This window comes from Myroides sp. C6-3, from assembly GCF_050522425.1.
Lineage (GTDB): Bacteria > Bacteroidota > Bacteroidia > Flavobacteriales > Flavobacteriaceae > Flavobacterium.
In genome coordinates this window covers 38,115-61,995 of record NZ_JBMVQP010000018.1, presented here as the reverse complement: position 1 = coordinate 61,995, position 23,881 = coordinate 38,115, and the positions used below count along the sequence as shown (strand labels likewise).

Here is a 23,881-nt window from a genome sequence, read left to right as displayed (position 1 = left end):
GTAGTACTTTTATTCTTCCGTTAAACAAACGCCAATTCGCTATGCTTATCACACACCTAGTAAATAATAATTTCTCTTCTAATTTGAATTGCATCTGCACTTCGAAGGGGAATTTCTATGGACCAAGGATAAGCTAATTATTATAGTATTTATTCAACGTTTCAAGGCTCCTCATTTGAGGGGCCTTTTTTTATTTATACACTTTAAAACCCAGTACAATTATGCCTAAAAAAGAAATTTTACAGACTGAAAAATCAATTGCCGTACTTAAACAAACCTTTGCTTCCAAGTTGAGTGCAAACTTAAACTTGTATCCGATCTCTTCTCCAATGCTTGTCAATGAAGGCACTGGAATCAATGACGACCTAAATGGTGTAGAAAAAGCAGTTTCATTTCCTGTGAAATTTTTATCGAATAACGCTGTAATTGTACATTCCTTAGCCAAGTGGAAGAGAATTCGCCTACAAGAGCTTGAACTACCCTTGTATGAGGGCATTCTAACAGATATGCGTGCTATACGAGCAGATGAAGATTACAGTCCTATTCACTCCATCTATGTGGATCAATGGGACTGGGAACTGAGAATAGGCTCACACAACCGTTGCTTGAGCTATTTAAAGGCGATTGTGCGCAACATTTACCTTTCGATAAAGGAAACAGAAGCTCACCTCTGGCAAGAGCTACATATCGCGCCTATACTGCCTCCTACTATTTCATTTATACACGCTGAGCAATTGTTACAGCTTTATCCAACACTTACTCCCAAAGAGAGGGAACACGCCATTACCAAAGAGCATAAGGCTGTTTTTTTGATTGGTGTTGGTCATCCACTGTCTGATGGATTACCTCATGATAATCGCGCCTCAGACTATGACGATTGGAGTACATCTACAGAAGATGGATATAAAGGGTTAAACGGTGATTTACTCGTTTGGCATCCTGTTTTGGAGCAAGCGATAGAACTGAGTTCTATGGGAATTCGCGTGGACAAAACAACCTTACAACATCAGTTGAAGTTAACACAAACAACGAATCGCACAAACTTACTCTACCATCAACTGGTGCTCAACGAACAAGTTCCTTTAAGCATTGGAGGAGGGATTGGTCAGTCGCGTTTGTGTATGTTTTTATTGAGGAAAAGGCACATTGGCGAAGTACAAGCTAGTTTATGGCCAGATCAAGCGAAAAAACAAGCTGAACAAGACGGACTTCATTTTCTATAATAAAAAAAGATCGAGCGATAGGCTCGATCTTTTTTTTATGATATTCGTTGATTAGAACGTATAATTTACTCCTAAACCAACCATTTCTCGAATTTGGAATCCTGAAAATGCTTTGTCGTCATACAACGCTTGGAACGTTAAGTTAGTAGATAAATACTTATTTACTTTCAACACTACGTTCAACTGATAATCCAATACTACGTTCTGTGGTTTGTCTAAATAGTTAGCGTACAAGTTTAAGATATTCTCAACAGAAACATTTTCCATTGGGTTAAATTTGTAGTAACCATTAACAGCCATCCCCAGTTGGTATTCCATTGTTTTACCTTGTTCAACCCCAAAAGCATCACCAAATTCAGTAAAATGCTTATGAACCATGATAAAACGAGAAGTTGCAGGTGCGATGTTTACTTTTAAGTTATCATCGTGTTTCCACAACAAACCAGGTCCAATTTGCAAATAAGCAGGTGACATAAAGTGTGTATTCTTGTTCCCGTCTTTATCCCATCCAGAATCCATCTGCGTTTTAAAGTTCATGAACAAAGAGTAGTACCACTTGTTTGTCATTTGCTTACCAAGTAAAGAAGTGATTTCTAAACGGTCATCCGTTTTCTTTTCTTTCTCTCCTTTTAACTTTGTTAAACCATAACTAACTTGAAACTTGTTGTCCCAAGTCCAGTCGTCTTTCTTGTAATTGATATCATAGTTTAAATTCACATTTCCAGCAAGGTTATTATCCCCCCCTGCTTGCCAATTTGAAAAACTAGATTGATTTGCAATAAGTGCAAAATTCCCTTTTGAAGTCCAGTTTTTTTGAACTTCTGTACCTTCAGCTTCCTGAGCTTGTGCAGAATACACCATAAACACAGCAGCAATGCTAAGCAAAAATTTTCTCATAATACTGTTATTTTAACACGAAAATAACAATAAATGCCGGGAAAGACAAAAAAAATCTATTTTTTTGTTAAACGTTTATATACAGGAACTGCTGAACAGGCTTCCCCAAACATCACAGACCGAGCCGTATTCATCATTAACTGAGTTGCTAAGACATAGGCTTCCTCTGGAATTTCCTTCTTTGAGCAGCCTTTAATAATTACGGGTAAGTCTTGATATTGCTTAAAATCATGCGCAAATAACAATTCTTGATAGATCGATTTCTCCAAGTGGTGTCGATCACCTAAAAACACGCGTTTTGCAACAGGTTGTAAATAGCTTGTAAGCAACATATAAGCCCATCCAGGAAGAATAGCTTCACTCGAACAAAAAAGACCTACATACGCATCTTCATAGCGGCTCCAGTCTACCTCTTTCAAAGCAGCCCTAAACTCTTTTTCTCTTAGCACGAAGCCTTCATATAGCCATTGCGTAATGTCAATTTCCATTCTAGGATTTGTTGGATACATATCCTCTAAATCGAAGACTCTCAATGCACTATTGGCAACTTTATTTACAATTTCCCCTTCCATATTACAATAATCCTAGCTCTAATTGTGCTTCTTCACTCATTAAATCCTTAGACCAAGCGGGTTCAAAAGTTAATTCAACTTCCACATTGTTCACGTTGTCTATTGACTTTACTTTTTCTTCCACTTCCATCGGCAACGTTTCCGCCACTGGACAATTCGGTGAAGTCAACGTCATTAAGATTTTAACATCATTTGTTTCGTTGACAAATACATCGTAAATCAATCCCAATTCATAAATATCGACTGGAATTTCTGGGTCATAAATTGTTTTCAAAGTTTTAACAATATTTTCCCCTAATTGTTGTACGTCTATTTCTTTCATACTAAAACTCTTTCTTTTAATTAAAAACTACTTGGCTTGAAAGGCCAACGCATACATGCGAATTTGCTTGATCATAGACACTAATCCATTCGCACGTGTGGGCGATAAATGTTCTTTCAACCCTATTTCATCAATAAAGGATAAATCAGCTTCTAGAATGTCCGCTGGTTTTTGATTGGAAAAAACACGGATTAAAATGGCGATAATTCCCTTGGTTAAAATGGCATCGCTATTTGCTGTAAAGGCAACATTACCATCGACATAATCGGCGTGTAACCACACTTGAGATTGGCATCCCTTAATTAAGTTTTCCTCTACTTGATACTGTGCGTCAATAAGGGGCAATGATTTTCCCAGTTCGATGATGTACTCGTAGCGTTGCATCCAATCCTCAAACATAGAGAACTCATCGACAATCTCTTCTTGTGTTTCTCTTATAGTCATATTTATCTAATTACTAGTGTATTACAAAAGCATTTGTTGTGCTTTTTTAACTGCTTCCACTAAAATATCGATTTCTTCTTTTGTGTTGTAAAAGCTAAAAGAAGCTCGAATGGTACCTGGTATTCCGAAGAAATCCATAATGGGTTGTGTGCAGTGATGTCCTGTTCGCACAGCTACACCAAGCTTATCAACGATTACTCCCACATCATAAGGGTGTAACCCATCTATAATAAAAGAAATAACAGACGTTTTTTGCTGAGCCGTTCCCACGATGCGCAATCCGTCAATCTCTAATAGACGTTTAGTTCCATAAGTTAAAAGCTCGTGTTCATAAGCTTCAATATTAGCAAAGCCTAAGCCATTAAGGTAATCCAGGGCATAGCCTAAGACAATTCCACCTGCAATATTAGGTGTACCTGCTTCAAATTTATGAGGCAAACACGCATAGGTTGTCTTTTCAAAGGTTACGGTTTTAATCATTTCTCCTCCACCTTGATATGGAGGTAATTTATTTAACCACGCTTCTTTACCATATAAAACACCCGAACCTGTAGGTCCACATACTTTATGTCCAGAGAATACGTAAAAATCACAATCTAAATCTTGTACATCAGGTTTGATATGTGGCGTTGCTTGGGCCCCGTCAATTAAGACCGCCGCACCAACAGCGTGTGCTTTAGCAATCATCTCTTTAATTGGATTAATTGTCCCTAGGGCATTGGAGATGTGTGACACAGCCAGTACCTTGGTATTTTCCGATAACAAGGCTTCAAACTCTTCCATAATTAATTCCCCCTGTTTATTCATAGGAATCACTTTAAGGGTAGCTCCTGAACGTTCACAAGCAAACTGCCAAGGCACGATATTCGAGTGATGCTCCAAAGCAGAAATCAACACTTCATCGCCAGGCTGTAATAAGGCGCCAAAACCACTAGCTACGAGATTAATTCCAAACGTAGTTCCAGGAGTGAAAATGATTTCACGATCCTCTTTAGCATTGAGGTGGTGTTGTATTTTTTTTCTCGATTCTTCATATGCATCCGTCGCTAATTGACTTAATGTATGCACACCGCGATGGATATTTGCATTGATTGTTTCGTAATATGTTTTGATTGCTTCTTCAACCACTTTGGGCTTTTGAGCTGTAGCAGCATTATCAAAATATACTAAGGGTTTTCCGTTCACCTGTTGTTTCAGGATCGGAAAATCTTCTCTAACTGCTTTTATATCTAACATAATCTGTCTTTTTAAATCAAAATTATAGACAAAGATAGTGAATCCCATTGGTTTGCAGAAAACAATCTATTCGCAATACAATGCGCTATTTTTTAAAAAATAGCTGTATAAATTGCCAAAACACCTTATACCTTTTACTTCTAAAAGATCAAATTTAAAAACTCTACGACTAAATACCTCCCTTCCAACACCTAAAGATTTTGTATTTAACTTTCTTTTTGCTTTTACCTCCTATTAAACGAAAAACTTACTTCGTTACTAAGTCCACAAAAAAAGGGCGGTCTTACAAGTAAAACCGCCCTTTTTTATTCTTGAAAGAAGATTACTTTTTATCTCCTTTTTTTATTTTATCTAAAACGCGTTTCACGCGTTTTTCACTATCTGGGTGACTTGACGACATTTTAGCACCTAGTGATTTATCTGCTCCATATTCTTTTTCCATATCGGCAAACTTTTGAAATCCATCAGCAAGTGCTTTAGGATCTTTGCCATTTGACACTAAGAATTTATACGAATAATCATCTGAATCCGTCTCTTGTTTGCGGGAGAAAGAAGCGCCCATGAATTTCTCTGCCATTCCACCTAAGTTGGAATTCATAAGGTCTGCCGCTGTTCCTTGTGTTGATCCCACATACTTCACAGCACCTTCTGCAATCAAAATTTGCTTATACGCGTTTAAGGTGTGCTCTAATTTCACGTGTCCAATTTCGTGACCGATTATCGCTAATAATTCGTCATCCGTCATGATATCCATTAAAGAAGAAAATACGCGAATACTACCATCTGCACAAGCAAATGCGTTGATGTCAGTTACATAGTACACTTTGTAATTGAGATCCAATCCATCGTAATTTTTATATGGACTAAAAATACGCTCTAGACGCTCTGCGTATTCACGCATATCCTGCTGTTTCGAATCCAATGCACATACTTGATTATTCTCATCCATCCATTGAACCGCATCTTTTGCCGATTGCTTAATCTCAGCATCTGATACCGTAAATGCAGAAGCTACTGTAGTTAAAGCTTCGATTTTCTTTCCACTCAATTTTCCCAATTGAGCATGAGTAGTGGTCATTCCCAAACAAGCAACTACTGCTGTAAAAACAATTTTTTTCATTTTTATTTTTTTAAAGCGCAAAGATAATTCAAATTTAAGATTGAATACCCCTCAAAAAGAGAATAAATAACTGCTAAACCAAACGCTCCTTTGTCGTTTGTACCCTTACCTTAAAAGGCCCTAATTCTAATCTGTTAACTTGCGATTTTTGTCTCATTGAAGCAATTTTACTCCCATCTTCAGTCTATTATTTAAAATTAATCTTAATATATTTTGTATGAGTGTAAAAAGTCCTATTTTTGCCTCTATTCAGATTTAATTAAAATAAGCATCCGGTATGAAAAGAACGGCAATTTTAGTCTTACTCGCCTTGTCAATTGTTGCGTGTAAAAACAGTAAAGAAGAACAAACTGTTGAGACAACGAACACAGAAGTAGCTACTTCGAACGAGCGTATTGTTTCCTTAAATGGAGCTATTACAGAAACATTGGTTGATTTAGGTCAACGCAAAAATATTGTAGGAATCGATATTACAAGTACATATCCTACAGATTTGAATACTACAGCAGCACAATTAGAGCACGTAAATAAGATTAATATTGAAGCTTTAATGGCGTTAAAACCGACGCTTGTTTACATTGCTAAAAAAGATTTAAACGACAATTTGAAAAAGCAACTAGAAGATGCAAAGATCAAAACTGTGGTTATTGATCAAGCGTATTCTGTAGCAGGAACTAAAAAGTTAATTCAAGATGTTGCTTCTTCGTTAAATCTAACAGATTACGAGGCTTTACTCACTAAAATTGACCAAGATCAAGCGCAATTAAAAACATTTGAGAACAAGCCTAAAGTTCTTTTTATCTATGCTAGAGGTGCTGCTAACTTATTTGTTGCAGGAAACAACACGCCAATGCAAAACATCATTGAATTAGCAGGTGGACAAAATGCTGTAACGGGATTCGACGATTTCAAACCACTTACACCAGAAGCTTTACTAAACAGCAATCCAGATTACATCTTGCTGTTTGATACAGGTTTACAAAGCATGGGTGGTGTAGATGGCGTATTGAAAATCGAAGGGCTTGACCGTACAAATGCAGGAAAAAACAAGAAAATAATCGCGATGGATGGTTTGTTACTAACAGGTTTTACTCCTCGAATTGGAACAGCTATTACGCAATTAAATCAACAGTTATCAGAATAAAGACAACATGCAGCAAAGACTCTCTTTTTATGTAGTCATCCTAGGCCTTGTATTGTTATGCTTGGCCTTTGTGTCTATTTTTCTAGGAGTATACAATTTTGAGGATAGCAGTTTGAAGACCCTTGTTAACATACTATTCCATCCTGAGTTAGTAAATCCGAGTGATCATTATGTGATTACTCATGTGCGTTTACCTCGTATTGTGATGGCTATTTTAGCAGGTGGTGGTTTAGCGCTATCTGGTACCGCTTTACAGGGAATGTTCAAGAATCCTTTGGCTTCGCCCGATTTAATCGGGATTACCTCTGGATCCGTCCTGTTCGCCTCTATAACCATCGTTCTAGGAGCTTTTATCAAGCCTTTTATCCCTGAATTCCTCCATTATTCGCTTTTGAGTATAATGAGTTTTTTTGGCGCTATTCTGACGATGAGTTTTGTTTACAAAATGGCCACCGTAAACGGAAAAACGAATATCAGTGTTTTATTGCTATCCGGTGTAGCCATTACGGCCTTGTCGGGTTCCGTTACAGGTTTATTGACTTTTATCTCTAATGATGAAGAGCTGAGAAACTTAACGTTCTGGACATTGGGTAGTTTAGCTGGTGCTACTTGGACAAAAATTGCAATTTTAACCGTTGTTATCGGTTTATCGCTCATTTATCTACTTCGTTTAGGCAAAGCTCTAAATGCAATGATGTTAGGAGAAAGAGACGCCAATCATTTAGGAATAACGGTAGAGCGCATTAAAAAGAGAATCATATTGTTTACTGCACTTATGGTAGGAACCATTGTCGCCTTCACGGGAACCATTGGTTTTGTTGGTTTAGTAGTTCCGTACATTTTACGCTTAATTTTTAAGTCGAACTACTATTTTATCCTACCACTATCTATTCTCGCTGGAGGTATTTTATTACTTTTAGCAGATGGAGTTAGCCGAACGCTTGTTCCCCCAACAGAAGTTCCTATTGGAATTTTAACGGCGATTATGGGAGCACCTGTTTTTATTGCCATTTTAATTAAATTCAAAAAATCACTGTAAAATGATTGAAGCACTAAAAGTTAGTTTTAAAGCAAAAGATACCTTCCTTATTAACAACATTGATTTTAGTTGTAATAATGGAGAATTTATTGCTGTTTTAGGACCCAACGGAGCAGGTAAATCAACTTTTTTAAGCTTACTTGCTGATGAATTACATCAACCAGGTAATCGCATTTTACTCAAAGAGTGTGAGTACCCCAAATGGTGTAAAAAAACGCTTCCTAAACACAAAGCTAAATTCTCTCAATCATTCAATACAGATATTCCGCTACAAGTTGAGGATGTTGTCATGATGGGACGTTATCCCTATTTTGAACACACCCCGTCGGAAGAAGACAAAAAAGCAATTCAACACAGCATGGAATGCATTGATGTATGTCCGCTACAGCACCGCGAATACAACCACCTTTCAGGTGGAGAGAAACAGCGTGTGCATTTAGCGCGCGTGCTTTCTCAACTCAACAATTCTGTAGAGAACAAATTGTTGTTTTTAGATGAACCACTCAATAATTTAGATGTTCTCCATCAGCATAAAATCCTCGATCTTATTAAAGATTTTACCAAACAAGGCAATACAGCGATCGTTGTTATCCACGATCTCAACATAGCCGCACAATATGCCGATCGCATCCTTCTACTAAACAAAGGAGAAAAGGTATGCTATGACGCACCTGAGAAAGTATTGACACAAGAAATTATTACTCAAGTGTATAAATTTCCGTGCATCGTAACAAAAAACCCAGTTAATAACGCTCCATTAATCATCTTTGGAGTATAAAAATAGTAAAAAATGAATACTGAAATATTAGCTTTAAAAGAACGTTGGGCAAAACTAAAAGAAGATAATCCGCGTTTGCGTATCCGAAATGCAGCTGCTGAATTAAATGCAAGCGAAATGGAATTGTTAGCTACTACATTAGGGGAAACAGCAACCTTGCTCAGACCTGAAATGGTAGCCATTTTAAGCGAGATCGAATCCTTAGGCAAGGTTATGGCCTTAACGCGCAACGATGAATGCGTGCACGAAAGAAAAGGTATTTACAGCAATCCTGACTTTTCTAATCCTCATGCTGGTCTATTCGTAAATCCAGATATCGATTTACGCATCTTCTTATCGCATTGGAAATACGTTTTTGCCGTGGTGGAAGAAACGGGAAACATTGTGCGTAAAAGCCTACAATTCTTCGGGAAAGATGGTGAGGCTATTCACAAAATCTACCTTACTTCAATTAGTAATGCCGATGCTTTTGACACTTTAGTTGAAAAATACAAAGCTGCAGTGCAAGACTTCACAGACAAAACAGAACCTTATCTTCAGGATTTAGATGAACGCCTAGATGAAGAGGTAGATGTTGAAGGATTCCAACAAGAATGGGAAAGTCTAAAAGACACGCATAACTTCTTTAGCTTACTCAAGAAATACAATGTCACAAGAACGCAAGCCTTGCGCTTAGCTCCTAGCGACTTCTACGCGAAACAAATTTCAAAAGAAGCAATTATTACGCTTTTAGAGCAAGCCTCAGCAGAAAAAACGCCCATCATGGTCTTTGTAGGTAATCGCGGTAATATTCAAATCCACACAGGCGAAATCAACAAAACCATGTGGCACCAAAATTGGTACAACGTTTTAGACCCTGATTTCAATATGCACTTAGACATGGATAAAGTTGCACAAACTTGGATTGTAAGAAAACCCACAGAAGACGGTATCGTTACGGCTGTAGAAGTTTTCAACGAAATGGGAGAAATCATCGTTCAATTCTTTGGAAAAAGAAAACCGGGAATTCCTGAATTAGAAGCTTGGAGAACTATTGTTGCTCAACTAAGCTAAATCGAATTTATATTTTTTCACAAGCATGTCATGATCAAAAAAGCATGACATGCTTTGCTTTTTTTTTCTCTATTTTGCGATTTTTAGGTAGTAAAAATAACTTGAATTTTATACGAAATCTGCAAAATAAGACCCTACTTTTCTTCCTCAATCAACGTCAAATCTAGTATTATTAAGGCCTACAAAAGTTATTAACAATATTTGATAACTTAATCTGAAATAAAGTTGACATCATAGCATCTAAATAGTAACTTAGCGCTATTCACTTTTGCATTTACCTGTAATTATAACCATGTAAAAGCAAGTGACTTAGGCAAAAACACCGGTTTAATTTTCTTAAAAAACCTCGTGAGTATTGCCTTTGTAAAACCTACGTCTGTTATTAATTTAAAAATATATTGCTATGTCTATTTTTGATAAAAGAGTGAACTATAAACCATTTGAATACCCAGGTATTTATCAATTCACAGAAGCTATTAACAAGTCTTTTTGGGTACATAGTGAAGTGGATTTCACAGCCGATACACAAGATTTCCATTCTCACTTGAGTAAAGATGAACAACTGGCAATCAAACACAGTTTATTGGCAATTGCTCAAATTGAAGTAGCAGTGAAAACGTTTTGGGGAAATCTCTATGGGCATTTTCCAAAACCGGAATTTAATGGTTTAGGGGCAACTTTTGCTGAATGTGAATTTAGACATTCTGAAGCCTATTCTCGTTTATTAGATGTTTTAGGATATAACGACGAATTTGAAGCTTTACTAACTATTCCCGTAATTAAAGAGCGTGTAGAATATCTTTCTTCTGTATTAGAGAATTCAAATAACAGCACGGACAGAAAAAAATACGTTGTATCGCTAATTTTATTTGCTTTACTTATTGAAAACGTATCTTTGTTCAGTCAATTTGCCATCATCCTTTCTTTCACAAGATTCAAAGGATTGATGAAAAACGTAAGCAACATCATTGCATGGACATCTGTTGATGAGCAAATTCACGCTAATGCAGGAATCTATATTATCAATATCATCCGCGAAGAATATCCTGATTTCTTCGATGAAGAGTTAATCAATCACGTGAATGATGTAGTAAAAACTTCAATCGACATTGAAGCTAAAATTTTAGATTGGATTTTTGAATCAGGTGCTATTGAAACAGTGAATAAACAAGACTTATTGAACTTTATGAAATTTAGAGTAGATGAGAGTATGTTGAAAATTGGCTTGAAAAAAGTATACAATATCACCCAAGAGCAATATAAACCGATGGCGTGGTTTGAAGAAGAAGTATTTGCTAATAGTTTAGATGATTTCTTCGCCAAACGACCTGTAGATTATACGAAGCACGACAAGAGTATAACTGCTGAAGATTTATTCTAATAACCCCTTTAATTGCACAAAAAACACTATGAACAATTTCGCATTACCATTAGAAGTAAAAGAAAACGACAACCTACAAGAAAAGCTATGGTGGAAGAACTCAGAGAGTGAGCAAATCCTAAACAGAGGCTATTTGTTGAAAGGAGAAACAGTTGAAGGAGCCATTGACCGTATTACAACGGCAGCGGCAAAACGCTTATTCAAACCCGAGTTAAAAGAATCTTTTCAAGAGATGATCGAACGCGGTTGGATGAGTTTAAGTTCACCAATATGGGCCAATATGGGAACAGAACGCGGATTGCCTATTTCTTGCTTCAATGTCAATATTCCAGATAGTATTGAGGGAATTACACACAAACTAGGAGAAGTTATCATGCAAACCAAAATTGGTGGGGGTACATCGGGTTATTTCGGAGGCTTACGCGAAAGAGGAAGTGCGGTTACAGATAATGGTAAAAGTAGTGGAGCCGTTAGCTTTATGAAGCTTTTTGACACGGCAATGGATACAATTTCTCAAGGGGGTGTAAGACGCGGTGCTTTTGCGGCTTATTTAGATATTGATCACCCAGACTGTGATGAGTTTTTAAACATTAAAAATATCGGAAATCCAATTCAAAACTTATTCTATGGTGTAAGTATTCCTGATTATTGGATGAAAGAAATGATAGACGGAGATAAAGAAAAGAGACAATTATGGGCCAAAGTTCTAGAAAGCAGACAGCAAAAGGGAATGCCATATTTATTCTTCTCAGACAACGTAAATAGCAATAAACCTCAGGTATACAAAGATTTAAATATGCGTATTAACGCAAGTAATCTTTGCTCTGAGATTATGTTACCTTCTTCTGATGATGAGTCTTTCATCTGTTGTTTATCTTCCATGAACTTGGAGTTATACGACGAGTGGAAAGATACAGAAGCAGTAAAATTAGCGATCTTCTTCTTGGATGCAGTATTACAAGAATTCATCGAAAAAACAGAAGGAAACTACTACTTAGCTTCTGCAAATCGATTTGCGAAGAGACACAGAGCTTTAGGTTTAGGTGTTTTAGGTTGGCATTCGTACTTACAAAAGAACATGATTCCTTTTGAAGGATTAGAGGCTAAAATGTTGACGAATAAAATTTTTGAGGATATCAGTGCTAAAGCGGATAAAGCGTCTCAAGAATTAGCTCGTATCTATGGCGAACCAGAAATCTTAAAAGGCTATGGTAGAAGAAATACAACAACAATGGCGATTGCGCCTACAACGTCATCTTCTGCTATTTTAGGACAAACTTCTCCTGGAATTGAACCTTTCAGTAGTAACTACTACAAAGCTGGGTTATCAAAAGGAAACTTCATGCGTAAAAACAAGTACCTAACTGCTTTATTAGAGGCAAAAGGGATGGACAATGAAGAAACTTGGAGAAACATCATGCTTTCTGGAGGAAGTGTTCAACAACTAGAAGGCTTAACAGAAGAAGAAAAAGCAGTATTCAAGACATTTAAAGAGATCAGCCAATTGGAGATTATTCAACAAGCAGCGATCAGACAAAAATACGTGGATCAAGCACAAAGTTTGAACTTGAATATTCCTTCTACATTGCCTATTAAAGACGTAAACCGCTTGATGATTGAAGCATGGGAATTAGGAGTTAAAACGCTATACTACCAAAGAAGTCAAAGCGTTTCGAAAGAAATGGTAACCAACTTGGTAAACTGCAGCAGTTGTGAATCTTAATCAACAACGATAAAAAAAGCCTCAAAAAGATATAAAAGATATACTTTTTGAGGCTTTTTTATACTCTTTGCCAATCGATTTATCTAAACACTGCTTCAATTTCGTCAAAAACGATTTTAAAGGCTATTTTAGACTCTTTTTTTGTTGTTTCGCTAATCTCATCTTAATCTCTGGGATGTGCCTTAAAATAATCTTTAATCGTACTTTTGTATAGTCGTCGCCAAAATTTGTTAAGCCATAACTAAATCATGAAACAATATCGCTTCAACGTACATCACCCATTGCTCTGTAGAAGTAAATCTACTCTTTCTCGATTTGCTGTAACGCTTTTTTATATTTTTTCATTCTTTTCATCAAACACAACCACTTCAATTACATATTCTAAACGATCTAACCCAAGTAGCTTACTGAGCTCTTCGTTGATTAAAAGCAATTCACTTTGATTCAATTCACAAATGATTTGAAAGACCTGATTGGCAAACCTCAACTTTAAACCAAAGTATTCCTCTTTAAACTGAATAAAACAAATAAGCCTTTCGCCTTCACAGAAAATGTTACTATGCCCGCTGAAGTAATCCCATGCTTTTGCATAAGGTTCTTTCTTATCCAAATAGGCATGCCTTATTGGATGGTAAAAGCTAAATTCTTTTCGGTGAATAAACGAAGAAAGACTTTTCTCTCGATTGAATTCCCAATACATAGCCAATTCTTCTCCATGACATACCTCAACTACTCCAAAAGGAGCGTATGCTTCCAAAAGCTGCTTTTTATACAGCTTCATTTTTTTCTGTTGAATGGCAGGATTCATTGTGCTATCATTAAAATCAAACTAAAAATATTTCATTCTCTATTTCCAATTGATTGGAAAACGCAACACCTCAACCTTTTAAATACGTTGAATTTCGTTGAAAAACCAAAGACGATAGGACAACTTCTACTTCCCAATCTACTCCTTTGAATTGGATATGCAACAAATCATCCTGCACGAGAATTGTCGATATAAATTCTACATCTTCTCTGTTGTTTTGCCAATTGTCAATGGTTGCTTTGTGAAGGGGTAAACCTATGAATTCAAAGGTGATAATACTGTAATCCTTCCCCCAAACACCCCATTTTTCCACTTGGATTGCTGGAGCTGTTTCTTCGTGTAACACCAGTGTTACTCTGTCTTGTGACAAGGCTAATGACCTCACAGAGAAACAAGATAAACCGGTAGGATATAACTTCTTTATGAAGCTATTATGGGTTGCGATATCGAGTATATTCATCCTGTAAGTGCTAGTTCGATTTAGCAGTATCTTCTTCATCTTCTTTCGTACCCACAATCACTTCAATCGTATACTCGAGTATATCTAATCCAAGTAACTTCGTCAAATCCTCGTTAATCAACAGTAGATCAACTTGGTGATTAGTTGTCATTTTCGCTATCTCCTCCTTGTCAAACAACAGCTTCAACCCAAAGTACTCTCCCTTAAATAGCAGGAAAAAGATCACGACTTCTCCTTTGCTAAAAATGGATCTATTAGCTAAGAAATACGCCTTTGCCTTTGCATAGGGCTCTCCCTTATCCAAATATACATGCTTAGCCGAATCGTAGTAACTATAAGCTTTGCGTTCAACAGATGACGCTAGACTTTTACGCTGGTTGTATTTCCAATACACCTCGAGTTCTTCTCCGTGAAAAACCTGTATAATTCCACTATCTGCATAGATCGCCGTAAGCTGTTGCTTATACAAACTGATCTTTTTTTCCTCAAAGCTTGCATTCATCTTAATCAATAACTGTGCTTTTTGATATTACTAATTCCCTTAATATTCTCAGGTATATGTCCATCGTGTTGATTATATTTTCCAGGTGATAGTGGAGAACCTTTTTTATCATCCGCCGTATGTAAGTGAGGTCCTCTACCAAATTTATCCTCACCATGCATAATAATAAATTTCCCAGAATGATCTCCTGTGAAAGCCCATACTGTTCTATTTTCATATTGACTATCATAAACATATACCGGTTTTGGATTATTAACTGCTTTTGGGATCCTCAATTGCTGTTTAGCTCTTCTAAAGGCTTCTTTAAAAGTCATCTGATCCGTTAGATCCAACCCAAACACATCCAGCCATCCCGTAGGATCGGCCACATACCCATACAAGGTAGGATTATTACCTGCGAGACCGATGGGATCTTGGGAAATATAATTTCCCGTTTCCGGATCGTAATAACGAAAGCGATTATAGGCTAAACCTATCTCCTTGTCATAGGTCTGTCCTTGATAAAGGTAATTACAAAATCCCTCTTCACCAACTGCAATACGCGCATTTCCACAGCTGTCTAGCTCGCGTTCCCAAACTTTATCTCCATTAGCGGTATAAGCACGAATAGGTGTACCTAAGTGATCAACTACCAAGCTGTACTTTTTATCCCCTTTAATCTTGGCCATAGGGCTGTAACTTCCCTGTTCAAACACCCAAGTGATCATATCTTCAGCTGTTGTTTCTCTTGCGTCAAAGCGCTTGTACTCATGTAGGACAACATCACCTTGCCAAAGGTAATGAGTGATCGTGTGTTTGTACTTTTTACTCACCCGCCTACCCAAAGCATCATATTGAAAATCAACCGAATAACCATCAGGCCTCAACACTTGAGTGAGCATCCCTACACTATTCCAGCTATACCTCCATTTCTTCCCGCTTTCTTTCTCTTCTTTTTCAATTAAAAAACCTTCTTTATCGTAGGTGTACCGAGCTTTATCCGTTTCGATCAAGCGATTTTTACTGTACATTCTATCCTTACAATTCAAGCGCTGATACAAGTTTCCACTAGCGTCTACTCCCCTTTCTTCAACGGCACCATCTGAATAGCGAATACGCTGTAAATTCCCTCTTTGATCGCGTTGATAGCGCGTTTGCTTTTGCCCTTGATCGGTTATTTGACACAACAAACTACCTTCTGCCCAGGCATACTGTCTATAAAACTGTGGTACTACAACTCGGTCGCCTTTAACTTTGTTGATCCCTTGACTCTTCAAGCGACCAAGTGAATCGTAGGACCACACTTGTTGCAGCCCCTCTTCAAAATTTCTACTGCACTCCAAACCTAAGGCATCGTACATTTGCTCCACCTTCCAATCGTTCAATCGACTCTCAACTACGTTGTTCAACTCGTCAAATTGATAAACAAAATGAGCGCCTAAACTACTGCTCAACGTTGTACGTCGACCGTAGCTATCATAAGTACTTTGCACTTTCTGTCCGTTGAAGCTCTCTTCGACTACCTGCCCTTCTATGTCGTACTTAAATGCAACAACTCCTGTCTCATTCTCCGCTTGAACCATTGCTCCAAATTCATAAACATAGGTTTCACTTGTCTTGTCGCTGCTATTCACTTGAATGACCCGCCCCATCTCGTCATAAACAAAGTTTGTCCAGCGTTTAGCGGGGCGCTGAATAGAGGTTACCCAACCACATTCGTTGCGTTCATACTTCTTTTCAACACCGTCAAATCCCTTTTCTTGTATAACCTGTCCTACTGCATCTAAATCAAAATAATAGTGCTGCCCTTCTTCATTACTTATACAGCGCAATCGCTCGTTCGAATCGTAACGAAAGCGAACAACTTTACCCCCTTCACTTCTTTTGATTAGTTTATGCATGCCTTTATAGCTAAACAGCACTTTTCGATGGTGATCTTCATACTGAATGACATTGTCCAACGCATCGTATTTCATCTGAATCGTGTTGCCATCAAAATCGTAAATGATCAACGCACGCCCTAGATGATCTAACACTCTTTTCTGTTGGGCTCCATGGGCATTAATACAATGGGTACGTCGATTCCACAAATCATATTGATAGTGTATCGCATTTCCTCCACTCGTAGTCCTACTCGAAACATTATAGTTAGAATCGTAAGTGAACACCGTTGATCGGTTTAATCCATCTGTAACCTCAGCTAGAAGTCCTTTCTCGTTATAAACATAACTCTTTTTCGCTCCCAGCGGATTTCGCCTTTCACGTAAACGACCATCAGCAGAATAGGTATAACTCCATTTCCCCCCACGTGAATCAATCACCTCAGTCGGTAAATAAGGATAATCTCCATCGAGATATTGAAACTGCGTAAATTGTCCATCAGGTTCGATGATACACGCCACATTTCCCCACTCATCATGGAGGTAATTACACACATTGCCCAAAGGATCTTTACTTCGTTCTAACTCACCATACTTATTGTGAAATTTCTCCCATACAGCCCCTTTGGCATCAATGGTTTTATATACTATTTGGTTGCGATGTTTATAGATTGTGGTATTTCCCTCCCCGTCTACCGCATGAGTTTCCCCTTGATAATACGTCAATTTAAAATGTTGAATCCCTCCATCTCCCCATGTCTCTATGCAATTTGCTCCCGTGTGTTTCCCGTCATATTTAAAGAACCAATGATGTCCATTTCGCCAAGTTTCCTCTAGCAGCAAATGATGTTCATACTTCATTTTCAAAGGTTGACGCATCTCATCATAGTGTACAATCAAATCCCCTTCTTCACTATAGCCATACTCCGCAAGACAGACCTTTGGTACCCCAGCTTCTGGTGCATCTGTCCAAACTTTAGCAATGCGTCTTTGATGATCACTTTCGACCGTATATACCCGATGAACGGAATCAATAATTTGGGTTAAAGTTCCATTTGCATCATAAGTAAAACGGATAGAAAATCCTTTATTATTGGAAATATCAGACAGTAAATAACTCTCTTGTCTGCTCGCGTACAAAGGAGTATTAAACGAGAACACTTCATCTTTTTGATCTTTGAGGTAATAATATCCCCCCAGTTGCTGATAACATAACCACAATTTTTCTGAACGATGGTATCTTGGGGTAGGTAATTCTCTTGTGGGTATTCGATCAAAATTGATCAATCGCCCGTCTGCCAATCGTACCTGAGCCCTGCGGAAATCAGTATTGACGAATAAAGCCATATCGTAGCTATGATGCCAGCCATAGCCCAAAGGTCCGTTGTAATCACTATTGCTGTACCACACCCGTTCAAACGACAAAGGGATAATACCTGCAAAACTAAAATCCCTACTATCCGTAAAAAGATCACCTCCCGCTACATCAATGGGATGACCCACATAAGTTTTGATAGACTTATCTATTTTGTTGTAAAGTCCCTGGGTGTACTTATGCTTAAACAGCTTGTTATTTGCTTTATTTAATGCCTTAGAAAAGTTACTACACGGTTTTCCATTCTCCGCGTTTAGTTTAACCTTTTTCGCTCGTCTACTTTTTAGCCTTTTAAACGTTGCACTCAACGCCTTAACAGGTGCTTGTAAAATATTAATAGGCGAAGGAATCGGATTCGTTAGCACCATCCTTGTAAAGGGAATAGGTATGAGCATTCCCGTAGGAATATAACGTTTAGCTTTCACGCCACTATCCGGATCAGGTTTAGGTCCACTATCGTGAATAGAGCGTATTCCAATATCAGAACATGCATTTTGCGCATGACAAATAGAACCAACCAAAGGGGATCCATCTGCCACAACGAACATACTTCCTGTAAAAGCATGCCCTCTATTTTTCATAATAGTCCCTTCTGCAACAGGGTGAAATCCCCCTCCCGCTGGTGCATGTTGAAAACAGCGAATACCCGTACCTGCAACACTTCGGGGCAACACATACCCTATTATAACTGAAGCGCCAAGATTGCCGATAAAAATACGTCCTATGCTCGTAACTGTACTGGCCGAATCAATGACTAATTCCGCATTTTCCTCGGATAATGCTCCATTATCTACTGCGTTATTCGATACTGCTTTCACTCCTGCTAGCGCATCTACAGTTATCCGCAGTAACCCAATAGCAAGAAAATCCTTCGCTCGAAAGGATAACCCCATAAAAGGATGAGTACTCGGTACGGGAGAAGGTGATGGAGGTGCTAATACCATGTGAATATCCATCAAGTTGAGTACAGGATCCAACTGTTTACCGACAGGTAAACACCCGATTCCCCTCGCCACGTTAATCGTGCGAAGCAAAGGCAATACCAAAGCTTCGCTAATACTACTTGTAAAATTTGTTACCGTTGAAAAGGCAGATATCCCACCATTAACTAGATTAACAACCGTTGCCGTTGCTTTTTGTGCTGTATTTAAATTGGAATCCTGAATAATATTATGTTGCTTATCCCAAATGGAAACAAAAGTATCTTTATACGTCCCATACATATCTTTGAAGGTTTCGGTATAAAAAGAATCTTTTTCTTCCTCATTACCGAGATTATCGGTCTGATCTGCCAAGCATTCATTTCTTTGAATTTCATTATCTCTCATTGTGCTTATTCTATCCGTGATGAAAATTATTACGACTTTCTTTTCCTACTAATTTTCATACTTCCCCCCTAGTATGCTTAATAAACGGTATCTACGATACTATCCTTTTCCATAGCGTATAGCTACCCGTAACCACACACCGATAGCTATAAATAAAATTCCTGAAAAAATAATTCCCCATGAAATAATAATATTAAACCGTCGAGCAACGGCTTCACCAAACGTATTTCGAATCCAAGTAATATTCGTAAACACCCCTGGTCCACCAGTATCGTACATCCATTCATTTCCCTTAGTTGACCAATACCAGATTACAATCCCAAACAAAAGCAATATTATTCCTGGCAATTCAGGAAATACCTGCATGAGACTGATGAACCAACCCTTATCTTCTTCCTTCATTTTATATCTTTATTTGCAATACTATTTTTGACATTTTTTGTTTTTGTTCTCCATTGTTTCCCCAATAAAGGCTCAACGAGGCAATCCAGTTCACGATCAGAGATATACTCCGTATATCGAGAGTCTAGTACATCTTTCGCCAACAAGGTATAAGTAGATGCTAGAGCAAGAGATTCAGTTAAGTGTACCCCCAACCGAATCCCTTTATCAAGGGCTTCATACCTCAGTTGATGATCCCCATTCTTAGTTGCTGCCATCGCCAATAATCGAAAAGCTTCTACGCGCATCAGGTGGTTTTGCTGTTGTTCATAATAGGTTTCTCCTTTCTGAAAATCCGCTATTGCTTTGGGATACGATTTAATCATCAGAAATAAATTACCTCTAAACAAATACACTTGCCCAAATAAGGGATCTAGAAGTTCCGCCGCTAGCTTTCCGAGACCTTCTTGCAAAATTGCAAGGGCTTCATCCATTTGAACAATTGCCTTTTTAAACTCTTTCTTTCCAAATGCAGCCGTTGCTAATGCACAGTACACACTTACTAGTTGAAGTAGCCAATTTGCATCTTTTTCTTTCTGTTGATTTGCGATAGCGAGACAGCTAGTAGCGTGCTTCTCTATTTCCTTTTCTTGTTGTTTGTTGACTCCTTCGTAAAGTTGAACCAGATGATACCTGTATTGGGTATCAGGCGCATCGGGATCACCCATGGCCGCAACTTCCTTAATCGCTTGAGCTAGCTCAAAGCGATGCACCAAAAAATGGATTGAATTAGGAGTAAAATACGTCAGTTCATCGAATATCGGGTCTTCAATCGTATCGGATAGAACGAGGCGAACTTTGGGGTGTAATTCTAGTTTAGCTAAATCTTTAAGCCAATGTAAGATGTATTGTTCCTCCTCATTTTGATAATCTAAAACGCAGACTAAATCTGAATCTTCTTCAAATTCAACTACCTCACAAAAAGCATTGATATTAGCAACAAACAACGCTGCTACATTCTTTTCGGAAGTAGCCGATAGATCCATTTCCCAATGGATAAAATTATCTTCAATTTCTTTGGGTTTTTCTGCGTAATTCCACAGAAAAGTAGACATAAAAAGCTCTTCTACAAGAGCTTCACTATAGTTTTGTACGTGTTGTAAAGGAGATTTAAATACCACTACAACATCTTCAATTTCATTATCTACCCCCAACATATAGTCGTAAAAAGCGTCGATCATCTCCCAATCGTCTTGTGCCGTTCGAAAGATGAGATAGGTGTAAGTATGGGTGTACTTCGTTTCCAAGTAGTTTAACTCAAACTCTTCTACCCTTTGCTGAATAGGATTGTTATACCTCATTCCTAATTTAATTTAACGATAGCACCTTCAATTGCAGCCACACCTCCGGCAGCCACTTTGGCACTTAGACCTCCATTTACAGTTGCAACACTTGTTCCTTCTACTGTTGCGTTCTTTGCGGTAAGAGTTGCCTCATTCGCATCCGCATCTAAAGTTAGCCTTGCGGATCCACTTTGTCCCACAAGCTTAGCAGAGGCTTCCTGTAGAATTGTTTTTCCTTTGAAGTACACTATTTCACCTTCAAGTGTAATTTTTCCGTCCTCCTCTAAGGTGAGACTTGATTGTCCTGTTTGCAAAGAAATTACTTGAGCACTTTTCATAAAGATGCCACCCTCACCATCAAGAAGGAATACGTTCTTTTTTTTGTCCAAGATTTTTATACCTCCATGATCATCAAGCTCTATGATATGTCCGCTTTTGGTACTCCAAGTCTTTCTATTATTTGCATTACCTCCACCTGCAGCAACCGCTCCATGAAACAAGCTTCCCATAACAAGAGGACGATCTGGATGTTGCCCGACAAAACCAATCAGAACCTGATCACCAACTTCGGGTATAGTAACAAAACCACGGTTTTTATCGATAACAATACTGTTTCCCGCATCGGGTGTCATAACGCGAATAAAAGCAGTACTTGCGCCTACATCTTGCCAATCGAATCGCACTTGTACACGCCCTTTCTGTTGCGGATCTGTATTGCTGACGACAGTGGCAATTTGTTGCTCTACTAGCGGATTTTGATAGTTAATACGAGGAATAAAACCTGTTTCTGCATCCACAGCTTCAAAGTACCCTTTATATCTTCCAAGTGCATCTACCTCGTGTTTGATGCTCGTAATCATCAATTTAGTAAAGTACTGGTTTTCTTTTGTTTCAGGTTGAAGCACATTTAATTCTACTTTGCAACCAGGGTATAAAAAAGGTACCGTAGTCGTACCTGAAATAACGAAAACGTCTAGTCCAACACTTCCGACTAACCCTCGTTGTGCCTGTGTAATATCTTGATTCGTTGATGCTTTAATTGGCGCTACTTGTAAAGAAGGTGCCGTAAAAACACGGCGAGATTTTTCATACGCGACTTTAGCTAAAGTTCCTTTAATAGGCAGTTTCGTATCTTCAGTTGCGCATAAAAGTTCGTGGTCTAAGCTATTATAACCAAAGAGTTCTCGGTTGACATGTTGTACAGACATATTGACTTTAACTTGGTCAATATCACGTCCATACACTAAAGACAAAGGCGATGCTATTGGAGGGACCTCTCCAAAGTGAAGCGTTTCTCCATCATAAAAAAATTGTTCTCCATAAGCTTCAGCCATCCGCGCTAAATAGTTATAGGCGGTTTCATTAAATTGACAGCTATAAGAAATATTTGTCTGATTATCAGACTGTATGCTATACTTGTATTTACCCCTCTGCGTATAGCCTTCTTCTAAAAGTTGATTTACTATTACAGCTAGAGAAATGGGATGACTTCCACCAAAACTTTGAATATTTGGCGCTTTATCGAGTAGAATAGTAGGACTATAGCCCGAAAGAATAATATCGCCTCGATTTCCTTGAACTTGTTCAAAGCTAACATCTGTAATAATACCGATAAAATCGCGTTCAGGTTTGTCTTTGTTATTTTTAAAAGTAAAACGCACTAGGATACGCTTACCTAATAATTCTCTTGCATGCACCATTTGATAGGTTTCTACCGCTCCAAGTGCATTGTGATGTAAGGATAATTCAAATGTATGATGCCCTTTAATACTTTGGTTCAATCGAAAGTTTTGAAAACTATTACATGTAGTACCTTCTACAACAATTGTGAGATCGACAAGATGAGTAACGCCAAAAAGCGCTTGATTCGCAATGGCACTCACGTTGTTCTCTACTTGGTAATTTGCTGAATCTACAGGTGATTGATCCGAATATGCTATAGGGATATTCCTTTGTTCTTCTTCCTTAGCATCGAATAAAAGTTTATTTGTCATGGGCTAAGTGGCCTTAATAAATCATTAATAATTAGTTCCTTTTACTGTAGGAAGTACTCCAACACTTTTGGAGTAGCTAGTAATAAAAAGATAAGAGCCTTCTATGTGGTAGTATATCAACCCTCTTCTTTTTACTTTCGCTAAAGCTAAATCGCCTCTAGTGAAAGCCTATTTCAATATAAAACCTCTGCGTAAGAGATTTAAAAACACTATAAAATCCAGCGTAAGTCATCCACATATGTATATAAACCACATTTTAAATAAGTGATCTATACCTTCACTTCATACTTACGCCGGATCCTAGAAAAACAGTGTATTAACCGCTAACAGTTTAATTATGCACTGGGCCAAACGCCTTGATAAGCAGAATTTCCGTAATCAATTTGCTCTGCACTTACGACAAAACTGATGTACATCGCATTTGAATTAATTGCATCGAAATCAACATGATGTTGGATCACATATCCATTGGACCATTTTAAGGAAATTAGGGTTCCCTCTTCGTGCGATTTGTTGAAGATAATCTCACCTGTTGTTGGCTTGTACTTGCCATTAAGCAAACTCTCTAAAATTTCAGATTTATCTGTTGCTTCTACTGTGATTGTGATTAGTGCGTTAGAAGGATCAGAGGCTACACGTCCTGAAACGTCAACTGATCTTGATACACCATACTTAAGGTTAAGCACTTTTTGTGCATCACCTCCATTGAATTTTAAAACGGCTCTTGAATTATTCTCTGCCATATGTTTTTGTTTTTAAATTATTACTTCAACAAACTTAAAAACATTTTTTTTACTACTTAGTAAATTTATAACATTTCTGAATCAATATAGTGTATTTACTGTAAAAAATACGTTAATATTAATCAATTCAATTATTTTTATTTAAAAAATACACTA

At 37.8% G+C, this 23,881-nt stretch carries 21 protein-coding genes; 7 read left to right on the top strand and 14 right to left on the bottom strand.

Features of this window, described 5'->3' with window-relative positions:
- Nucleotides 1–221 precede the first annotated feature (221 nt).
- Nucleotides 222–1,223: an aspartate--ammonia ligase gene (gene asnA / locus ACPDG9_RS09265; protein WP_430527476.1), complete on the top strand. Its 1,002-nt coding sequence runs from the start codon at nt 222–224 to the stop codon at nt 1,221–1,223.
- A gap of 51 nt (nt 1,224–1,274) precedes the next feature.
- Here asnA and ACPDG9_RS09260 read toward each other — a convergent pair whose 3' ends face one another.
- The 6 genes from ACPDG9_RS09260 to ACPDG9_RS09235 all read right to left on the bottom strand — a co-directional run bounded on the left by ACPDG9_RS09260 (nt 1,275) and on the right by ACPDG9_RS09235 (nt 5,814).
- Entirely contained in the window at nt 1,275–2,120 is an 846-nt protein-coding gene (locus tag ACPDG9_RS09260) for a DUF3078 domain-containing protein (protein ID WP_430527475.1), read from the bottom strand.
- Between the two features lie 56 nt (nt 2,121–2,176).
- Complete coding sequence (locus tag ACPDG9_RS09255; protein WP_430527474.1) at nt 2,177–2,692, bottom strand: DUF2480 family protein; 516 nt, start codon at nt 2,690–2,692, stop codon at nt 2,177–2,179.
- A 1-nt stretch (nt 2,693) separates the two neighbouring features.
- Nucleotides 2,694–3,014 (bottom strand): SUF system Fe-S cluster assembly protein, encoded by a 321-nt coding sequence (locus ACPDG9_RS09250; RefSeq protein ID WP_430527473.1) that lies wholly within the window; start codon nt 3,012–3,014, stop codon nt 2,694–2,696.
- A gap of 27 nt (nt 3,015–3,041) precedes the next feature.
- Nucleotides 3,042–3,458, bottom strand: coding sequence for a SufE family protein (locus tag ACPDG9_RS09245; protein WP_430527472.1), 417 nt, complete (start codon nt 3,456–3,458; stop codon nt 3,042–3,044).
- A gap of 21 nt (nt 3,459–3,479) precedes the next feature.
- Nucleotides 3,480–4,694, bottom strand: a complete 1,215-nt coding sequence (locus tag ACPDG9_RS09240; RefSeq protein ID WP_430527471.1) for an aminotransferase class V-fold PLP-dependent enzyme — start codon at nt 4,692–4,694, stop codon at nt 3,480–3,482.
- 322 nt (nt 4,695–5,016) lie between these two features.
- Complete coding sequence (locus tag ACPDG9_RS09235) at nt 5,017–5,814, bottom strand: M48 family metallopeptidase (RefSeq protein WP_430527470.1); 798 nt, start codon at nt 5,812–5,814, stop codon at nt 5,017–5,019.
- Nucleotides 5,815–6,091: 277 nt separating this feature from the next.
- Between ACPDG9_RS09235 and ACPDG9_RS09230 the strand changes: the two genes are divergently transcribed.
- The 6 genes from ACPDG9_RS09230 to ACPDG9_RS09205 all read left to right on the top strand — a co-directional run bounded on the left by ACPDG9_RS09230 (nt 6,092) and on the right by ACPDG9_RS09205 (nt 12,932).
- Nucleotides 6,092–6,958: a heme/hemin ABC transporter substrate-binding protein gene (locus ACPDG9_RS09230; RefSeq protein WP_430527469.1), complete on the top strand. Its 867-nt coding sequence runs from the start codon at nt 6,092–6,094 to the stop codon at nt 6,956–6,958.
- 7 nt (nt 6,959–6,965) lie between these two features.
- Nucleotides 6,966–7,997, top strand: coding sequence for a FecCD family ABC transporter permease (locus ACPDG9_RS09225; protein WP_430527468.1), 1,032 nt, complete (start codon nt 6,966–6,968; stop codon nt 7,995–7,997).
- A gap of 1 nt (nt 7,998) precedes the next feature.
- Nucleotides 7,999–8,775 (top strand): heme ABC transporter ATP-binding protein, encoded by a 777-nt coding sequence (locus ACPDG9_RS09220; protein WP_430527467.1) that lies wholly within the window; start codon nt 7,999–8,001, stop codon nt 8,773–8,775.
- Between the two features lie 12 nt (nt 8,776–8,787).
- Complete coding sequence (locus ACPDG9_RS09215) at nt 8,788–9,828, top strand: hemin-degrading factor (protein WP_430527466.1); 1,041 nt, start codon at nt 8,788–8,790, stop codon at nt 9,826–9,828.
- Between the two features lie 403 nt (nt 9,829–10,231).
- Nucleotides 10,232–11,209 carry a ribonucleotide-diphosphate reductase subunit beta gene (locus ACPDG9_RS09210; RefSeq protein ID WP_430527465.1) on the top strand — a complete coding sequence of 326 codons (978 nt, stop codon included), beginning with the start codon at nt 10,232–10,234 and terminating at the stop codon, nt 11,207–11,209.
- A gap of 28 nt (nt 11,210–11,237) precedes the next feature.
- On the top strand, nt 11,238–12,932 hold the full coding sequence (locus ACPDG9_RS09205) for a ribonucleoside-diphosphate reductase subunit alpha (RefSeq protein WP_430527464.1): 1,695 nt from the start codon (nt 11,238–11,240) through the stop codon (nt 12,930–12,932).
- Nucleotides 12,933–13,263: 331 nt separating this feature from the next.
- Here the strand turns inward: ACPDG9_RS09205 and ACPDG9_RS09200 are convergent, their stop codons facing one another.
- The 8 genes from ACPDG9_RS09200 to tssD form a co-directional block, all read right to left on the bottom strand.
- A complete protein-coding gene (locus ACPDG9_RS09200; protein ID WP_430527463.1) occupies nt 13,264–13,740 on the bottom strand; it encodes a hypothetical protein in 477 nt (158 codons plus the stop codon).
- A 70-nt stretch (nt 13,741–13,810) separates the two neighbouring features.
- Nucleotides 13,811–14,200, bottom strand: a complete 390-nt coding sequence (locus tag ACPDG9_RS09195; protein WP_430527462.1) for a hypothetical protein — start codon at nt 14,198–14,200, stop codon at nt 13,811–13,813.
- A gap of 10 nt (nt 14,201–14,210) precedes the next feature.
- Nucleotides 14,211–14,702, bottom strand: coding sequence for a hypothetical protein (locus ACPDG9_RS09190; protein ID WP_430527461.1), 492 nt, complete (start codon nt 14,700–14,702; stop codon nt 14,211–14,213).
- Between the two features lie 5 nt (nt 14,703–14,707).
- Nucleotides 14,708–19,264 carry a DUF6531 domain-containing protein gene (locus ACPDG9_RS09185; RefSeq protein WP_430527460.1) on the bottom strand — a complete coding sequence of 1,519 codons (4,557 nt, stop codon included), beginning with the start codon at nt 19,262–19,264 and terminating at the stop codon, nt 14,708–14,710.
- A 99-nt stretch (nt 19,265–19,363) separates the two neighbouring features.
- Nucleotides 19,364–19,666, bottom strand: a complete 303-nt coding sequence (locus ACPDG9_RS09180) for a hypothetical protein (RefSeq protein WP_430527459.1) — start codon at nt 19,664–19,666, stop codon at nt 19,364–19,366.
- Nucleotides 19,663–21,006 (bottom strand): tetratricopeptide repeat protein, encoded by a 1,344-nt coding sequence (locus tag ACPDG9_RS09175; RefSeq protein WP_430527458.1) that lies wholly within the window; start codon nt 21,004–21,006, stop codon nt 19,663–19,665. Before ACPDG9_RS09175 ends, ACPDG9_RS09180 begins: the two co-directional genes overlap by 4 nt.
- Before the next feature lie 2 nt (nt 21,007–21,008).
- Entirely contained in the window at nt 21,009–22,982 is a 1,974-nt protein-coding gene (locus tag ACPDG9_RS09170; protein WP_430527457.1) for a type VI secretion system Vgr family protein, read from the bottom strand.
- A 335-nt stretch (nt 22,983–23,317) separates the two neighbouring features.
- Nucleotides 23,318–23,725 (bottom strand): type VI secretion system tube protein TssD, encoded by a 408-nt coding sequence (gene tssD / locus ACPDG9_RS09165; protein ID WP_430527456.1) that lies wholly within the window; start codon nt 23,723–23,725, stop codon nt 23,318–23,320.
- Nucleotides 23,726–23,881: the final 156 nt, after the last annotated feature.

Excerpts from the sequence above, each read along its gene's own strand:
- asnA (WP_430527476.1), top strand. The coding sequence starts at position 222 with ATGCCTAAAAAAGAAATTTTACAGACTGAAAAATCAATTGCCGTACTT.
- ACPDG9_RS09260 (WP_430527475.1), bottom strand. The coding sequence starts at position 2,120 with ATGAGAAAATTTTTGCTTAGCATTGCTGCTGTGTTTATGGTGTATTCT.
- ACPDG9_RS09255 (WP_430527474.1), bottom strand. The coding sequence starts at position 2,692 with ATGGAAGGGGAAATTGTAAATAAAGTTGCCAATAGTGCATTGAGAGTC.
- ACPDG9_RS09250 (WP_430527473.1), bottom strand. The coding sequence starts at position 3,014 with ATGAAAGAAATAGACGTACAACAATTAGGGGAAAATATTGTTAAAACT.
- ACPDG9_RS09245 (WP_430527472.1), bottom strand. The coding sequence starts at position 3,458 with ATGACTATAAGAGAAACACAAGAAGAGATTGTCGATGAGTTCTCTATG.
- ACPDG9_RS09240 (WP_430527471.1), bottom strand. The coding sequence starts at position 4,694 with ATGTTAGATATAAAAGCAGTTAGAGAAGATTTTCCGATCCTGAAACAA.
- ACPDG9_RS09235 (WP_430527470.1), bottom strand. The coding sequence starts at position 5,814 with ATGAAAAAAATTGTTTTTACAGCAGTAGTTGCTTGTTTGGGAATGACC.
- ACPDG9_RS09230 (WP_430527469.1), top strand. The coding sequence starts at position 6,092 with ATGAAAAGAACGGCAATTTTAGTCTTACTCGCCTTGTCAATTGTTGCG.
- ACPDG9_RS09225 (WP_430527468.1), top strand. The coding sequence starts at position 6,966 with ATGCAGCAAAGACTCTCTTTTTATGTAGTCATCCTAGGCCTTGTATTG.
- ACPDG9_RS09220 (WP_430527467.1), top strand. The coding sequence starts at position 7,999 with ATGATTGAAGCACTAAAAGTTAGTTTTAAAGCAAAAGATACCTTCCTT.
- ACPDG9_RS09215 (WP_430527466.1), top strand. The coding sequence starts at position 8,788 with ATGAATACTGAAATATTAGCTTTAAAAGAACGTTGGGCAAAACTAAAA.
- ACPDG9_RS09210 (WP_430527465.1), top strand. The coding sequence starts at position 10,232 with ATGTCTATTTTTGATAAAAGAGTGAACTATAAACCATTTGAATACCCA.
- ACPDG9_RS09205 (WP_430527464.1), top strand. The coding sequence starts at position 11,238 with ATGAACAATTTCGCATTACCATTAGAAGTAAAAGAAAACGACAACCTA.
- ACPDG9_RS09200 (WP_430527463.1), bottom strand. The coding sequence starts at position 13,740 with ATGAATCCTGCCATTCAACAGAAAAAAATGAAGCTGTATAAAAAGCAG.
- ACPDG9_RS09195 (WP_430527462.1), bottom strand. The coding sequence starts at position 14,200 with ATGAATATACTCGATATCGCAACCCATAATAGCTTCATAAAGAAGTTA.
- ACPDG9_RS09190 (WP_430527461.1), bottom strand. The coding sequence starts at position 14,702 with ATGAATGCAAGCTTTGAGGAAAAAAAGATCAGTTTGTATAAGCAACAG.
- ACPDG9_RS09185 (WP_430527460.1), bottom strand. The coding sequence starts at position 19,264 with ATGAGAGATAATGAAATTCAAAGAAATGAATGCTTGGCAGATCAGACC.
- ACPDG9_RS09180 (WP_430527459.1), bottom strand. The coding sequence starts at position 19,666 with ATGAAGGAAGAAGATAAGGGTTGGTTCATCAGTCTCATGCAGGTATTT.
- ACPDG9_RS09175 (WP_430527458.1), bottom strand. The coding sequence starts at position 21,006 with ATGAGGTATAACAATCCTATTCAGCAAAGGGTAGAAGAGTTTGAGTTA.
- ACPDG9_RS09170 (WP_430527457.1), bottom strand. The coding sequence starts at position 22,982 with ATGACAAATAAACTTTTATTCGATGCTAAGGAAGAAGAACAAAGGAAT.
- tssD (WP_430527456.1), bottom strand. The coding sequence starts at position 23,725 with ATGGCAGAGAATAATTCAAGAGCCGTTTTAAAATTCAATGGAGGTGAT.